A 15,352-nucleotide genomic window follows, 5' to 3' on the forward strand; every position below is an offset into this window, starting at 1 on the left:
CTTTTCCCTGATTGGACCTCGGGGAAGGGGCATTGATCGCCGAGCCGGGTGTGGTGACCCGCGCTCGGCGGTTCACTTTGGGAAATAGTACAAGGGGAAATGAAAATGGGCCGTTCTGTTGCTAGGTGGCCCAGACCCCACCTGTCGGCGTCAACCGTCAGGAATTTATAAATGTAGCTCGTGTGACTGCTTACGCAGCAACAGCGAACTCGACGTTGTTGTCGTTAGCATTTATTTTTGGTGGCCCATCACAGCGGTGCCATCCTGGGCAAAAGGCAATACACCTTTCGATACACGTCGATCCTGGTTCGCCCCCGTCAGCAACGGTCAGCCTATCACTGGCCGCTCCTGGTGGAGGCGCCGGGCACTGCCCCCGGGTCCGCAATACGTACTCAATGCGCCGTTTATTGCCATAGCTGGTTACCCAGCAAGACGGATATAATCATCTTTTATGGCGATTTAAAGCCTAAACGCCAAGCGCATGAATTCTTTATGACATCTTGATTCGGGAAATGGCCGCGGATGTGGCATAATAGTCCCATCTTGTGACTAATTGAGAGGAGATCTGATCATGAAGGAGCAAGCACAGTGGGAGTGGTCCGACGCTACCGGCCCGCGAGGAAACCTTCGGGAGGCTGTCGCCCTCTTTGATACCGAAGAAGATATGCAGGCAGCGGTAGACGATCTGGAAAGCCACGGCTTCTCGAATGCCGCCATATCAAGGCCTGTTGCACCAAGTGAAGTAGCGTCCGCCATCAAGCAGCCCGTGTTCAGCGTGGCTGATCTTGAAGACGATGCCCGCGTCCCTCGTGAACCGGTGGACGACAACAACAGCCGTACGGCCATTACGATGGTTTGCGTGCTGACGCCCATCTATCTGCTCATGCTCGCAGGTGCCGCGTTTGCGGCAGGGCACGGCATGCAGACATGGCAGGCGATTGTTGTGATTGTCGGGCTCGGTGCTATCGGCATGATTGGTGCTGGTTATTTTGTCAGCCGCATCGTTTCCGAGCGACGGTCCCGAATCCGGGCCGAGAAGGCGCTGGGTGGCCTGCTCCTGTGGGTTCGCACCGGTAGCCGCGAGCAGGAGGGCAGGGCGCTTGAGATCCTGCGCCGTCACGCTGGCCGCGATGTGCACCTTCACGGACCCGCGCTCCAGCACTAAACGTGTACAGAAATGTACCAAGTGAGCAAAGCCCGCAACTGTTGCGGGCTTTTCTCGTTTTTGGCGTGAGCGGGTGCACAGGTCTATTGCCTCGCAGCCATGGGCGCCCTATAGCTGTTTGTNGGTGCTAACTTTAGTCAGGGTTCACGAGGGGTCACATGCGGCAATATCTCGATCTTCTTCAACGTATCAGAAACGAAGGGGTATTCAGAGGGGACCGTACGGGCACCGGCACCTACAGTGTTTTTGGCCACCAGATGCGGTTTGACCTTTCGGAAGGGTTCCCGCTGGTGACGACGAAAAAGCTGCACCTCAAATCGATCATCCATGAACTCTTGTGGTTCATTGCCGGTGATACCAACATCAAATACCTAAAGGATAACGGCGTCTCCATCTGGGATGAATGGGCGGACGAGAACGGCGACCTCGGTCCTGTTTACGGCCACCAGTGGCGCAGTTGGCCCACGCCGGACGGGCGCAAGGTTGACCAGATCACAGCGCTTATTGAGCAGATCAAGAACAACCCCAACAGCCGCCGCCTGATCGTATCCGCCTGGAACGTGGCGGATGTGGACGATATGGCGCTGCCGCCATGCCACTGCCTGTTCCAGTTCTATGTGGCGAACGGCAAGCTCTCGTGCCAGCTATATCAGCGCAGCGCTGATGTGTTCCTTGGCGTGCCCTTCAACATCGCGTCCTACGCGCTACTCACTCACATGATGGCACAGGTTTGCGGGCTTGAGGCGGGTGACTTTGTACATACGTTTGGTGACGCGCACCTCTATAGCAACCATATTGAGCAGACGGACCTGCAGCTCAGCCGTGAACCGCTGCCGCTGCCGAAACTGTGGCTCAACCCCGAGATTACTGACCTGTTTGCCTTCACCTATGATGATATCCGCATCGACGGCTATGAAGCCCATGCGCATATCAAAGCCGCAGTCGCGGTTTAGAAAGCCTGGGTAAGAAAGCCGGTGGCGCGCGAGAGCGATATAGACTTCAGGCAGATCGCCCTTCTGGTGGCGGTGACCGCCATTGGCGCGATCCTCACGTGGTCTGCCACGCGCGAGACCATCCGCTCTGCCGAAGAAGAGGCGCGTGCGAAGTTTGAATCAACCGCCGCGCTCTATGTAAACCGGATCAAGAGTGAGCTTGACCACGGCCTTGACGCTTCCGAAGACCTGTACCGCTATTATGAAGCCTATGAAGGCTTCGATGCGGCCACGTTCGAACGCATGGTCTCTTCCTCAAGCGGCCTCAACCGGAACCGCAAGCTCGTGGGTGTTGTCATCGCGGTGGGGGAGAGCAACCAAGACAGCTTCATGCGCTATGCGCGCTCCAAATACAGTGGCGAGTTTGATATGAAGGCGCCTGCAAAGGTGCCTGATCCGGCGCCAGCCAAGGCACGCAAGTTCCCCTTCCTTTATGCATGGTCGTCTGACCTGCGCCGTCAGGGCCGCTGGACCGGCATGGACCTTGGCGCACATGCCTCGCTGAACGCATTTTTTGAGGAGACGCTGCGCACTGGCAAACCGGGTGGTATCCTGCTGCCTCAGCTTGAGACAACGGACGAAGGCTGTGTGCTGCTGGCGGTGCCGTTCCGCCGTAGTCGCGAAAATGCCGCAGGCCTTGTGATCCAGCTTATCGACCTGCCGCAAATGGTGCGTTTCGCACTCGAAACCGACCGTCTTGCGGGCCTCAACGCATCCTTTAATTCACACTGGGCAGACGGGCGTTACGAACAGGCGCTCAAGATCGTTGACTGGAAGCTGTCGGACGAAGCACCGCCACCACCGGCGCTGCGCCCCTGGGCCAGCACGCAGGAAATGCAGGTTGGTTCCTACACCTGGGAAGTGACCCCATGGTCGCACTATATCGGCTTCAAGATCGACTACGGCGCCGCTGTAATCACCGCGGGTGTCAGCATGATCCTGACCGGGCTGGTGATTTTTATCGTCTGGTCGCAGTCGCAGCGCGCGAAACGGGTGGTGGATATTGTCAACCGCCGCACCCGCGCGCTCAAGGAAGCGCATGAAGAGTTGGAGCAGCACTACAAGCTGCTGCAAAACCTCAACAAGGACGTGGAAGAAGCGCGCAAGTCGGCCGAGACCGCGAACCGCGCCAAGTCTGAATTCCTCGCGACCATGAGCCACGAACTAAGGACGCCCTTGAATGCCATCCTGGGTTTCTCGCAACTTCTGCAGGAACAGGCGCTTGGCCCCATCGGCGATAAACGTTACGTGGACTACGCCAAGGATATTCATTCAAGCGGTAGCCATCTGCTCGCGATTATCAATGATATTCTCGACCTCGCGAAGCTCGAAGCTGGCAAGATCCGCATTGAGCACAAGGTGCTGTCCTCGCGCCTTCTGGTGGAACGTGCGGTTGCGCTCTTGCAGCAGCAGGCGACGGGCAAGGGCATCAAGTTATCGGCTGAATTTGCGCCGGGCATGCCGGACCGCATTTATGGTGACGAACTGCGCCTGCGCCAGATTCTCATCAATCTGGCCTCCAACTCGCTCAAATTCACCAATCAGGGCGGTGTTGTCATTCGCCTGCACCCGAAGGCATTCCCAACCGGCCAACCGGGCTGGGTGCTGGAAGTTGAGGACACCGGTATCGGTATCCCGGAAGAGAAACAGGCCACGCTGTTCGACCGCTTCACACAGGTTGATACCGCGCTGTCGCGCCGTCATGGCGGGGTCGGGCTTGGTCTCGCCATCTGCCGCGAGCTTGTCGACCGCATGGAAGGCAAGATCAGCGTTCGCAGTACCCCGGGCGTGGGTACCACCATGCGTGTTCACCTACCGCTTGAGGAAGTGGACGGTGACGACGACGATGACGGCATGATCTAGAAAATGTCAGGAGTAACCCCATGATTTCCATGATCGTCGCAATGGCGGAAAACCGCGCTATCGGCAAGGATAACGACCTGCCGTGGCACCTGCCGGCTGACCTGAAGCACTTCAAGGCACTTACCATGGGCAAACCCATGATCATGGGCCGCAAGACCTTCGATAGCATCGGTCGCCCGCTACCGGGCCGCCGCACCATTGTGGTGACGCGGAACATGCAGTGGCACACTGAAGGCGTTGATGCAGCGGATTCGGTTGAGGGTGCCATCCAGATGGCCGAGATGGCTGAAGAAATCATGATCGTGGGTGGTGCACAGATTTACGCGCAGGCCATGCCGCACGCTGACCGGCTTTATGTCACCGAAGTCGCGCTCACCATCGACGGTGATGCCTATTTTCCCGAGTTTTCAGTCGATGAATGGACCGAGACCGCGCGTGAAAGCTTCCCGGCGGAAGACGGCAAACCCGCATACGCTTTTGTCACTTACGAGCGCGGGTAGGCTGCACTAGCCCTTCACATGCTCATATAGCTTGTCGGCAATCTCGCGGTAGGTTGCGCTGATCGGGCTGTCTGGTTCCGCGGCCACAATTGGTGTGCCGCCGTCTGCATGTTCGCGCACGCTCATATGCAAGGGCACACCGCCGAGGAATTCACAGCCAAGCTCTCTCGCGGTCTCCGCCGCGCCGCCATGGCCAAAAATATGCGCCTCACCGCCGCAGTGCGGGCAGATGAAGGTGCTCATATTCTCAATTATGCCAAGGATGGGCACATCCACCTTGCGGAACATGGCAAGGCCTTTGCGAGCGTCAATCAACGCCAAATCCTGAGGGGTGGAAACAATCACCGCACCGGTGAGCGGCGCTTGCTGTACCATGGTGAGCTGTACGTCGCCGGTGCCGGGCGGCATATCAACCACCAGCACATCAAGTGGTCCCCACGCCACATCCTTCAGAAGCTGCTGTGTCGCGCCCATCACCCGCGGGCCGCGCCATACAACAGGCTGGTCCACGTCAATCAGGAAGCCGACGGACATGACCTTGATGCCGTGCGCCACGATGGGCTGGATAATCTTGTTTTTGATCTCGGGCCGTTCATCAACACCCATCAGCATGGGGAGCGAGGGGCCAAAGATGTCCGCGTCCATCACACCGACCTTCAGGCCCTTGTCGCGGAGTGCAAGCGCGAGATTGACGGATGTGGTGGATTTGCCCACGCCGCCTTTGCCGCTCGCAACCGCGATGATGTGTTTAACGCCGGGAATTTCGACCGGGGTTGGTGGTGCCTTCGGCGCCGCCATAGTTGGCTTTGGTGCTGCCGCAGGCTTACGTGTGGCGGTCACAATCGCGTTTGCCGTGGTGATGCCGTCGGTCGCGAGCGCCGCCTTTTCAACCGTGGTGCGGATGGCTTCCATGTCGCCCGGTGTGGTGTCGCCAAAATCAAGGATGATGCCGGCTTTGTCGCCGTCAATGACGACTGTGCTTGAGACACCCATCTCCTTGAGAGACTGCCCACTCGGGCTCCGCAGCTTGCTCAGCGCTGTCTCGACAGCTTTTTTGAGGCCGTCTTTTGACAAATCGGACATAAAAAACCTCTTAAATCGGCGAAAAACCATACAGAATTCGTCCCGCAGACGTTGCAGCGGGTGGAGGCCTACCATATATAGGCTAGCAAGACACGGTCTTTCTGTTCACACTGGAACAGATGAGTTCTGATGCGCAAAAGCGCAAGTAGGGGAGAAATTTATGCCTTGGCAAAATAACGGCGATGGCGAACGGCCAAACCCATGGGGTAACGGTCCGCGTCGCGGTGGCAGCGGCGGTGGCGGTGAGCCACCAAACATTGACGAGTATATCCGCAAAGGTCAGGAGCGTATCAAATCGGCCCTGCCGGGCGGTGCTGGTCCGATGGCGTCGCTTGGCCTTCTTGTCGCGGCGGTGCTTTACCTCATCCTCGGCATTTATGTTGTGGATTCGAACGAACAGGCCGTTGTGCTGCGGTTCGGTAAATGGGTCGATTCCGCCGGTCCCGGTGCACACTTCCATTTCCCTGTAATTGAAGACGTGGAAATCCGCGGTGTGACCGACGAGAAACAGGTTTCCATCGGTAGCCGCGCGCAGCAGGAAAACCGTCGCTCCGGCACAGGGCGTCAAAGCTTCGCCCGCCTCGATGAAAGCCTGATGCTGACGCAGGACGAGAACATCGTAGATGTGCGCTTCAATGTGGTGTGGCGCATCAAGGATCTGGGCAACTATCTCTTCAAGCTTGAGGACCCGGACGGAACGATTAAATCGGTTTCCGAAAGTGTGATGCGCGAGATTGTCGGTAATAACCGTATCACGCCGATCATCACCACGGACCGTGGCCGGCTGGAGCAGGAAGCGCTCGATATGATCGAGACAACGCTCGATAGCTATGAAGCGGGTGTCGACATCCTGCGTGTCCAGATCATCGAATCTGAAGCACCTGCCGAAGTGAAGGATGCTTTCCTTGACGTGCAGCGTGCAGAAGCTGACCAGCAGCGTTTCCGTAACGAAGCCGAAGCCTACAGCAACAAGGTTGTGCGTGAGGCCGAAGGTCAGGCAGACCGCATGGTCCAGATTGCTGAAGCATACCGTGCGCAGACAGTTGCCCGTGCTCAGGGTGAGGCGGCTCGCTTCCTCTCGGTTTACGAGGAGTATGTCAGCGCGAAAGATGTCACCAAAAAACGCATGTACCTCGAGACGATGGAAGAAATCCTCTCAGGCATGGACAAAGTGGTGATTGACGGTCAGGCCGGGTCGGGTGTTGTGCCTTACCTGCCGCTCGACCAGCTGAACAAAAAAGCCAACAATAACGGTGGGGGAGAATAATCATGGGTCCTAAAAGTATTTTTGGCCTCGTCGTTCTCGGCGCCGTACTTATCACCGGTTTCAGCAGTGTGTTTGTTGTGGACGAACGCAACCAGGCGATTGTGGTGCAGTTTGGTGAACCCAAACGCACGGTCACGGAACCCGGTCTTCAGTTCAAGCTGCCGTTTGTTGAGCAGGTTATCTATCTCGACAAGCGTATCCTGAGCCTTGATGTTCAGCCGCAGGAAGTGCTCGCGAGCGATCAGCGCCGCATTCTGGTGGACAGCTTCGCCCGCTACCGCATTTCCGACCCGCTCAAGCGCTATCAGGCCGCTCGCACCGATGCACAAGCCGAGAGCCTTCTTGAAAACGCGATGGAATCGACCGTCCGCCAAGTGCTCGCGCAAGAGCCGATGGTGGGTATTGTTTCCGGTCAGCGTGCGGAACTGATGAAACGCATCAGCGACCTCACGAATGAGCGGGCACAGTCCTTCGGCCTTGAAGTGGTTGATGTGCGCCTCAAGCGTGTTGACCTGCCGACGGCCAACAGCGAGGCCATCTTCCGCCGTATGGAGACTGAGCGTCAGCGCGAAGCCGCTGAAAAGCGTGCGACCGGTCAACGGGATGCGGTCAAGATCAAGGCAACCGCGGACCGTCAGGTCGCAGAACTGATCGCAGAAGCCGAACGTCAGTCGCAAACCATCCGTGGTGAAGCGGACGGGAAAGCGGTTAAAATCTTTGCTGATGCCTTTGGCAAGGATAAGGAATTCTTCGAATTCTACCGTACCATGCAGGCTTACCGCACCGCGCTTGGCAAGGACGACACCCGTCTTGTGCTCTCGCCGGATAGCGAGTTTTTCAAGCTGTTCATGAATGAAAGTGGCAAGACCAAGCGATAACGCATGGATTGGGAACTGTTACTTGTAGGACTAGGCCTCGCTCTCTTTCTGGAGGGCGCGGCCTATGCCATTATGCCGGAAAGCTTCAAAAAGCTTCTTGTCGCAGCGGCGGGGCAGCCCGCCGCAAAGCTCCGTATCATGGGCTTGACCCTGGCGGCGTTAGGTGTTGCGATGATATGGATGGTCCGGTCCCTCTGAGGGGAGAGGACCCAATAACCGGCCAACGCGAGTAACGGAAAATAAATTAAAGGAGTAGTGCCTTGAGCACCAACTTGAGCAAAGCGATCGACACGAGACAATGGACGGGCATGGTCCGTCTTATGCTGACTGCGACCCTGATTTTGGCAGCAGCGATGATCTCGTTCAGGCCAGCCGCGGCGCGCGGTGCCCCTGAAAGTTTCGCTGATCTGGCAGAAAAACTCTCTCCGGCAGTTGTGAATATTTCTACGGTACAAACCCTTCCGGCACGGACCGGGCGGCGCATGCCGAACCTGCCTGAGGGCATGCCCTTTGGCGACCTGTGGGACCAGTTCCGCGACCGTATGGAAGAAGATGAAGAACCACGCCAGGCGCAAAGCCTTGGTTCCGGTTTCATCATTGATGCCTCTGGTATCGTCATCACCAACAACCACGTTGTTGAAGATGCCGACGAGATCACGGTCATCAATGCTGACGGCGACGAATTCCCGGCTAAACTGCTTGGCCGCGACGCGCTCTCTGACCTCGCGGTCCTCAAGATCGAAGGCGAAAACGGCGAGCCGTTCCCCTTCGTGAAATGGGGTGATAGCGACAAGGAGCGTATCGGTGACTGGGTGATGGCGATCGGTAACCCGTTCGGCCTTTCAAGCACGGTCACGGCGGGTATCGTTTCCGCACGCAATCGCAGCATCAACACCAACGACGTTGAGTTCATCCAGACCGATGCGTCGATCAACCGTGGTAACTCCGGCGGTCCGCTCTTTAACATGGACGGTGATGTGATCGGTGTTAACACGGCGATCTTCTCCCCGTCGGGCGGTAACGTTGGTATCGGCTTTGCCATTCCGTCGAATGATGCGGCCCGTGTGGCGCGTGAACTGCAGGAACATGGCAAAGTACGCCGTGGCTGGCTCGGTGTTGGTATCCAGCCGATGACGAAGGAAATTGCTGAATCGCTCGGTATCGATCAGGACGAGGGTGCCATGGTTACCCGCGTTGAGCCCGATAGCCCGGCAGCCAAAGGTGGTATTCAGGACGGCGATATCGTTGTGAAGTGGGACGGCAAGGAAGTTGAAAACAGCAACCGCCTGAGCCTTCTCGTGAAACGCACGGATATCGGCAAGCCTGTTGATGTGATTGTCATCCGCAAAGGCAAGCGTGTGACTCTCAAGGTGACCACCGGTGAACTTCCGGCTGAGCTTGCGCAGCTTAACCCCGAAGCTGATCAGGACGGCGATGGCCGCCCGGATGCAGGCCAGGGTGACCGCCAGCTGATCGAAGGCATGGAGCTCGCGCCTCTCAACGACGGCCTGCGCCGCCAGTATGAGATTGATGAAAACATCAACGGTGTGATCGTGCTTCGGGTTGCCCGCGGTACGCCGGCGGCGCGTGTACGCATCCGTCCGGGTACGGTAATCCTTGGTGTGAACCAGCGTGACGTGACGAACCCGACTGAGGTGACCGAGATCATCGATGCAGCGCGTGAGGCTGGTCGTGACCGTATCCTCGTGCTCGTCAACTATCGCGGCAACACGGTTCATATCCCGCTCAAGCTGATCAACGAGGATGATGAGCAAGGCCCGGGTGAGGAGTAATCCTCGCCCCTGAGGCACCACAGACAAAAGAAAAGGGCCGGTTATCCGGCCCTTTTTTCGTTTATGCTCAGCTGGTTACAAAGTCGCTGTCCGCATAACCCTGATAATAAAGCAGGCAAGTCAGGTCGCTGTGTCGCACGGACGCGGCGGCGGCGTCCTGCGTCTTGGGTTTGGCGTGATAGGCCACGCCAAGGCCCGCGCCTTCGATCATCGGGATATCATTGGCGCCGTCACCAACCGCGAGGATATCTGACGCCTCAAGGCCCAGTTTTTCCTTATATTCCAGCAAAGTATCAAGCTTCGTTTGCGCGCCGCAGATGGGCTTCCTTACCGTGCCCGAGAGCGCGTCACCATCAAACTCAAGCACGTTCGAGCGGTGAACGTCAAAGCCGATGGCTTCCGCCACCCGGCCAGTGAAAAAGGTAAAGCCGCCCGAGACCAGCACGGCGGTCGCGCCCGCTTTCTTCATGGTCTGCACCAGCGTACGCGCGCCGCCCATAAGCTCAATTCGTTCGCTATAACAACGCTCTAGGTCACGTAGCGGAAGGCCTTTAAGGAGCGCGACACGTTCCGTGAGCGCGCCCTCAAAATCCAGCTCACCACGCATGGCGGCCTCGGTGATGGCGGCGACTTTTTCCTTGAGGCCAACAAAATCCGCAAGTTCATCAATACATTCGACCGTGATCATGGTAGAATCCATGTCGGCGAGGATGAGCTTCTTGCGGCGGCCCTCTGTGGGCTGCAGGCACCAGTCAAGGCCACGCACATCAATCGCCCCGGCAAGGCCGGGAATGTGTGCGAAAACTGTGCGGGAGAAGTGCGGGCTTTGTCCGGAATCTGCGCGGGATGTGTGCGGGATCTGTGCATCATCTGTGCGGAGAGTGTGCGGAAAATCGAAGGTCAGGTCGACCGCCTTGCCCGCGCTCAAAATACGCTCCGTCACCGGCGCACTGACCGCGTTTTTTACCCCATCCACAATTTTATCGAGCGGCGCATCAGCGTCAGGGTTGACGACAAGGGTCAAAGCGATATGCATGGGGGAGTGATCCTTCATTTGGCGAGGTGGCCTTGAAACGAGCCCTTTTTATTGCAGGTCCGACCGCGAGCGGCAAGTCGGCATTGTCGCTTCGCCTCGCAGAAGATCTTAACGGTGTGATTATTAATGCTGACAGCATGCAGGTCTATAAGGACCTGCGTGTCATCACCGCGCGGCCGAGTGAGGCGGAGGAGGCCGAGGCCCCCCACAAGCTTTATGGTTTCCTCGACGGCAGCGAGGTTTGCTCCGCCGCTTTCTGGGCTGAGCGCGCGATGGAGGAGATCGAAACGGCGTGGGCCGCGGGCCAGACCCCGATTGTGATTGGCGGCACCGGCATGTATTTCAAAGTGCTGCTGGACGGTATCGCCGTGATCCCGGACATCCCGGATGATATTCGCCGCAGTGTCCGTAACCGCTGCGCCGCAGAGGGCAGCGAGGCATTGCACGAGGAACTGATGGCTGTGGACGGGAGGACCGCCACCCGCCTTGCGCCCGGTGACAGCCAGCGCATCTGCCGCGCGCTTGAGGTTTACCTCGCGACAGGCAAGCCCATCAGCGCATGGCAGGCGGAGACAGCGCCGGGGCCAATGAAAGCGCATGATGAGGCGGGGGAGGTGGTCAAGGTGGTGCTCGACCCACCACGGGACGTTCTTTATGATCGCTGCAACCGGCGCTTCGACCTGATGATGCAACAAGGTGCGCTTGAGGAAGTGCAGGCACTCATGGCCAGGGAGCTTGATCCCAGCCTGCCGCTGATGCGCTCTCTCGGTGTGCCGCAGCTTATTGCCTACCTGCGCGGTGGCTTGCCCTATGACGACGCCATGGAAGACGCCAAGATGCAAACCCGCCGTTTTGCCAAGCGCCAGCTCACGTGGTTCCGTAACCAATTTGGTGACTGGAAAAGGTTACCTGCGCAACTTTCGGAAAGTGCGTATGGGGATTTTGTGAATAAAAATATCAAAAACCCGTTGACTGAGTAATTTTCCTAACCTAAAAAACGCCTATCGGCACCAAGCCAGCCCAGGTGCCGGTACTGGAACCTCCAGCCCAAGTTGGTTCCAACTGTGACGAGACCCACCCCTGGGGGCGCTCAAAGAGCGCCCCCAACTATTATAGGGATTAAGGGGTTCTCGCTCGCGTGATGGGCGGCAGAGATAAACGGACAAACAGTCAAAACGGACAGGACAATGACGGCAACAACCACGATACCGGCCACCGGTCGAGCGAAAGAGAAGGCAGATGATGCGCCGATTTTGAGCGGCGCACAAATGATCCTTAGGGCGCTGACGGAGCTAGGTGTGGAAGTCGTCTTCGGCTACCCCGGCGGGGCGGTCCTGCCGATCTATGACGAGATTTTCAAGCAGGATAAAATCAAGCACATCCTCGTGCGGCACGAGCAGGCAGCCGCCCACGCGGCCGAAGGTTACGCGCGCACGACCGGCAAGCCCGGCGTTGTGCTGGTAACATCCGGCCCCGGTGCGACGAACGCTGTAACCGGCCTTACTGATGCGCTCTTGGATTCTATCCCGATCATCTGTCTCACGGGCCAGGTTGCGCGGCACCTCATTGGTAACGACGCCTTCCAGGAAGCCGACACCGTTGGCATCACGCGGCCTTGCACCAAGCATAACTATCTGGTGAAGGATACCGAACGCCTGCCGGATATCATCCACGAAGCCTTCTATGTGGGCACCAATGGCCGTCCGGGCCCTGTGGTGATTGACCTGCCGAAGGACGTTCAGATCGAGAAGGCGCCATATCGTCGGTCGGGCCAACGCGGTGAACACCGCACTTACCGCCCACAACTGGACGGTGATGAACTGGCGCTCCGTGAAGCGGCCGCTGCACTGGCGCGCGCTGAACGCCCGATTGTCTATTCCGGTGGTGGCATCATCAACGCGGGCCCCGAGGCATCTGAGCTGCTGGCGGAATTTACCCGCCTCATCGGTGCGCCGATCACCAACACCCTGATGGGCCTTGGCGCTTACCCAGCGTCCGACAAGCAGTTCCTTGGCATGCTGGGCATGCACGGCACATGGGAAGCCAACCACGCCATGCACGACTGTGACGTGATGCTGGCCGTTGGCGCCCGCTTTGACGACCGTGTGACGGGCAGGGTGGATGCTTTCTCCCCCGGCTCGACCAAAATTCAGGTTGATATCGACCTCTCGAGCATCAACAAAAACGTGCCGGTTGATATTCCGATCATCGCGGATGCGGGCCGTGCGCTCAAACGCCTGATCGAGATCTGGCATGAAGAAGGCTACGCCAAGTCGCAGCCTGATCTGGCGCCCTGGTGGGCGCAGATCGAGCATTGGCGCACCAAGAAGTGCCTTTCGTACAAGGACAGTGACGAGGTGATCCTGCCGCAAAAGTCGCTTGAGCGGCTGGCGCATTTCACCAAAGGCAAGGACGCCATTTTCTCCACCGAAGTGGGCCAGCACCAGATGTGGGCGGCGCAGTTCCTTGGCTTTGATAAACCTAACCGCTGGCTGACCTCAGGCGGCCTTGGCACCATGGGTTACGGCCTGCCGGCTGCCATCGGTGCGCAGATCGCTTACCCCGACCGGCTGGTGATTGACGTATCCGGCGAAGCCTCGTTCCAGATGAACATGCAGGAACTGGGCACCATCGCGCAGTATGAGCTGCCGGTGAAAATCTTCATCATGAACAATGAATATATGGGCATGGTGCGCCAGTGGCAGGACCTTTCCTATGATGGCCGCCGCTCCCACAGCTATTCCGAAAGCCTGCCGGACTTTGTGAAGCTGGCCGAAGCTTACGGCATCAAGGGCATTGTGGTCGAAGACCCGGCCAAGCTTGATGAAGCGATCCTTGAGATGATTAACCACGACGGCCCGGTCCTGATGGATTGCCGCGTGGCGAAAATTGAAAACTGTTTCCCCATGGTACCGGCGGGTGCCGCCCATAACGAAATGCTGCTTGCAGGCGACGTGATCGGCAAGCCGAAAGACGATGACGCGCTAGCGGTCGTTTAATCTGGCTCATGACCCATAAAACGTTAGACTGACAAGTAGAAAGACAACTGAATAATGGACGGCTCCATGAAAGAGATTGGCACGATCGCCCGGCACACCATCAGCGTTATCGTTGATAACGAGGCAGGGGTTCTTGCGCGCGTTACCGGCCTGTTTTCCGGTCGCGGCTACAATATTGAAAGCCTGACGGTGGCGGAAGTTGACCACACCGGCACACGTTCGCGCATCACCGTTGTGACCTCGGGCACCCGTATGGTGATTGAGCAGATCAAGGCGCAGCTTGACCGCCTTGTGCCTGTTCACAAGGTGGCTGACCTCACGATCGATGGCACCTTTGTCTCGCGTGATATGGCGCTGGTGAAAGTGTCTGGCTCGGGCGAACGGCGGGTTGAGGCGCTGCGCATTGCGGATACCTTCCGTGCGCGCACCGTTGATGCCTCCGTCAACAGCTTCATTTTTGAACTTACCGGCTCCACAGAGAAGATTGACGCTTTTGTGGAACTGATGGCCGACCTCGGCCTTGTGGAGGTGGCGCGCACCGGTGCGGTCGCGCTCTCCCGCGGGCCCTCGGGGCTTTAAGACTTGAACCACCGGGGCGGCTGGTCCCGGTCAGGATTTTGATGAATAGGGGCTGGCCCCCGTTAGAGGACAAGTAGACTATGCGTGTTTATTTTGACAGTGATGCAGACGTAAATCTCGTTAAAGACAAGACCGTTGCCGTTGTGGGCTACGGCAGCCAGGGCCACGCCCATGCCGCCAACCTGCGCGACAGTGGTGTTTCCCGCGTGATCGTGGCGCTGCGTGAAGGCTCCGGCACCCGCAAGAAAGCGGAAGCCGCTGGCTTTGAAGTGATGACCGCGTCGGAAGCCGCTAAGGAAGCTGACATGGTCATGCTGCTCGCGCCCGATGAGCATCAGGCAAAAATCTATGCTGACGAGCTCAAGGACAACCTCAAGGAAGGCGCGGCGCTCATGTTCGCGCATGGCCTCAACATCCACTTCAGCCTCATCGAGCCGCGCGCTGACCTTGATGTGATCATGGTTGCACCAAAAGGCCCGGGCCACACCGTGCGGTCGCAGTACGCGCAGGGCAAAGGCGTACCGTGCCTGATCGCCGTGCATCAGGACGCATCCGGCAAGGCGCATGACCTGTGCCTTTCCTACGCTTCCGCTATTGGTGGTGGCCGCTCCGGCATCATTGAAACCAATTTCCGTGAAGAGTGTGAAACCGACCTCTTTGGTGAGCAGGCTGTACTTTGTGGCGGTGTGTCCGAGCTTATCAAGGCCGGTTTTGAAACCCTCGTGGAAGCAGGTTACGCGCCTGAAATGGCCTACTTCGAGTGCCTGCACGAAGTGAAGCTGATCGTGGACCTGATCTACGAAGGTGGCATCGCCAACATGCGCTACTCGATCTCGAACACCGCTGAATACGGTGACTACAAGACCGGCCCGCGCATCATCACCGCTGATACCAAAGCCGAGATGAAACGGGTGCTCGAAGACATTCAGCAAGGCCGTTTCGTGAAAGACTTCATCTCCGACAATCTCGCCGGTAACCCTGAGCTGAAGGCCCACCGTGGCCTCGCTGAGCGTCACCCGATCGAGGAAGTTGGCTCCAAACTCCGTGGCATGATGCCGTGGATGAAGGAAGGCAAACTCGTCGACAAGGCGAAAAACTAATCCCTTAAGACACTCTTGAGTTCCAGGAGAGTCCCTGACGGGCGGAGCCACCAGGCCCCGCCCGATTTTTTTTGGTTGCTCCCCGCGTGCATGCCTT

General features: G+C 58.0%; 14 protein-coding genes and 1 other RNA gene. 12 read left to right on the forward strand and 3 right to left on the reverse strand.

Going from position 1 to position 15,352, the window contains the following annotated elements; genetic code table 11:
• Nucleotides 1–104 precede the first annotated feature (104 nt).
• Nucleotides 105–468: a transfer-messenger RNA gene (gene ssrA / locus B150_RS23040) on the reverse strand.
• Nucleotides 469–571: 103 nt separating this feature from the next.
• On the opposite strand from ssrA, the gene B150_RS0111350 reads away from it, so the two are divergent.
• The 4 genes from B150_RS0111350 to B150_RS0111365 all read left to right on the forward strand — a co-directional run bounded on the left by B150_RS0111350 (nucleotide 572) and on the right by B150_RS0111365 (nucleotide 4,520).
• Nucleotides 572–1,165, forward strand: coding sequence for a hypothetical protein (locus B150_RS0111350; protein WP_020400049.1), 594 nt, complete (start codon nucleotides 572–574; stop codon nucleotides 1,163–1,165).
• Between the two features lie 158 nt (nucleotides 1,166–1,323).
• Entirely contained in the window at nucleotides 1,324–2,118 is a 795-nt protein-coding gene (locus tag B150_RS0111355; RefSeq protein WP_020400050.1) for a thymidylate synthase, read from the forward strand.
• A gap of 21 nt (nucleotides 2,119–2,139) precedes the next feature.
• Nucleotides 2,140–4,020 (forward strand): sensor histidine kinase, encoded by a 1,881-nt coding sequence (locus B150_RS22415; RefSeq protein ID WP_020400051.1) that lies wholly within the window; start codon nucleotides 2,140–2,142, stop codon nucleotides 4,018–4,020.
• A gap of 20 nt (nucleotides 4,021–4,040) precedes the next feature.
• Nucleotides 4,041–4,520, forward strand: coding sequence for a dihydrofolate reductase (locus B150_RS0111365; protein WP_020400052.1), 480 nt, complete (start codon nucleotides 4,041–4,043; stop codon nucleotides 4,518–4,520).
• A 6-nt stretch (nucleotides 4,521–4,526) separates the two neighbouring features.
• Here B150_RS0111365 and B150_RS0111370 read toward each other — a convergent pair whose 3' ends face one another.
• Complete coding sequence (locus B150_RS0111370; RefSeq protein WP_020400053.1) at nucleotides 4,527–5,603, reverse strand: P-loop NTPase; 1,077 nt, start codon at nucleotides 5,601–5,603, stop codon at nucleotides 4,527–4,529.
• 160 nt (nucleotides 5,604–5,763) lie between these two features.
• Here B150_RS0111370 and hflK point away from each other — a divergent pair, with 160 nt between their 5' ends.
• From hflK to B150_RS0111390, 4 genes are all read left to right on the forward strand, one after another.
• Nucleotides 5,764–6,870 carry an FtsH protease activity modulator HflK gene (gene hflK / locus B150_RS0111375; protein ID WP_020400054.1) on the forward strand — a complete coding sequence of 369 codons (1,107 nt, stop codon included), beginning with the start codon at nucleotides 5,764–5,766 and terminating at the stop codon, nucleotides 6,868–6,870.
• Between the two features lie 2 nt (nucleotides 6,871–6,872).
• Nucleotides 6,873–7,748 carry a protease modulator HflC gene (gene hflC, locus B150_RS0111380; protein ID WP_020400055.1) on the forward strand — a complete coding sequence of 292 codons (876 nt, stop codon included), beginning with the start codon at nucleotides 6,873–6,875 and terminating at the stop codon, nucleotides 7,746–7,748.
• Between the two features lie 3 nt (nucleotides 7,749–7,751).
• Nucleotides 7,752–7,946, forward strand: coding sequence for a DUF2065 family protein (locus B150_RS0111385; RefSeq protein WP_020400056.1), 195 nt, complete (start codon nucleotides 7,752–7,754; stop codon nucleotides 7,944–7,946).
• A 62-nt stretch (nucleotides 7,947–8,008) separates the two neighbouring features.
• Nucleotides 8,009–9,541 carry a DegQ family serine endoprotease gene (locus B150_RS0111390; protein ID WP_025896652.1) on the forward strand — a complete coding sequence of 511 codons (1,533 nt, stop codon included), beginning with the start codon at nucleotides 8,009–8,011 and terminating at the stop codon, nucleotides 9,539–9,541.
• Between the two features lie 67 nt (nucleotides 9,542–9,608).
• Here B150_RS0111390 and serB read toward each other — a convergent pair whose 3' ends face one another.
• Nucleotides 9,609–10,577 (reverse strand): phosphoserine phosphatase SerB, encoded by a 969-nt coding sequence (gene serB, locus B150_RS0111395; RefSeq protein WP_020400058.1) that lies wholly within the window; start codon nucleotides 10,575–10,577, stop codon nucleotides 9,609–9,611.
• A gap of 26 nt (nucleotides 10,578–10,603) precedes the next feature.
• Between serB and miaA the strand changes: the two genes are divergently transcribed.
• From miaA to ilvC, 4 genes are all read left to right on the forward strand, one after another.
• The gene (gene miaA / locus B150_RS20755; protein ID WP_020400059.1) at nucleotides 10,604–11,557 is read left to right on the forward strand and encodes a tRNA (adenosine(37)-N6)-dimethylallyltransferase MiaA; all 954 of its coding nucleotides are present in this window, start codon (nucleotides 10,604–10,606) and stop codon (nucleotides 11,555–11,557) included.
• Between the two features lie 207 nt (nucleotides 11,558–11,764).
• Complete coding sequence (locus tag B150_RS0111405) at nucleotides 11,765–13,576, forward strand: acetolactate synthase 3 large subunit (RefSeq protein ID WP_020400060.1); 1,812 nt, start codon at nucleotides 11,765–11,767, stop codon at nucleotides 13,574–13,576.
• A 66-nt stretch (nucleotides 13,577–13,642) separates the two neighbouring features.
• Complete coding sequence (gene ilvN / locus B150_RS0111410; RefSeq protein WP_020400061.1) at nucleotides 13,643–14,155, forward strand: acetolactate synthase small subunit; 513 nt, start codon at nucleotides 13,643–13,645, stop codon at nucleotides 14,153–14,155.
• A gap of 80 nt (nucleotides 14,156–14,235) precedes the next feature.
• The gene (gene ilvC, locus B150_RS0111415) at nucleotides 14,236–15,255 is read left to right on the forward strand and encodes a ketol-acid reductoisomerase (RefSeq protein ID WP_020400062.1); all 1,020 of its coding nucleotides are present in this window, start codon (nucleotides 14,236–14,238) and stop codon (nucleotides 15,253–15,255) included.
• The last annotated feature ends 97 nt before the right edge of the window (nucleotides 15,256–15,352 follow it).

The sequence above is a fragment of the Kordiimonas gwangyangensis DSM 19435 = JCM 12864 genome (genome assembly GCF_000375545.1).
GTDB lineage: Bacteria > Pseudomonadota > Alphaproteobacteria > Sphingomonadales > Kordiimonadaceae > Kordiimonas > Kordiimonas gwangyangensis.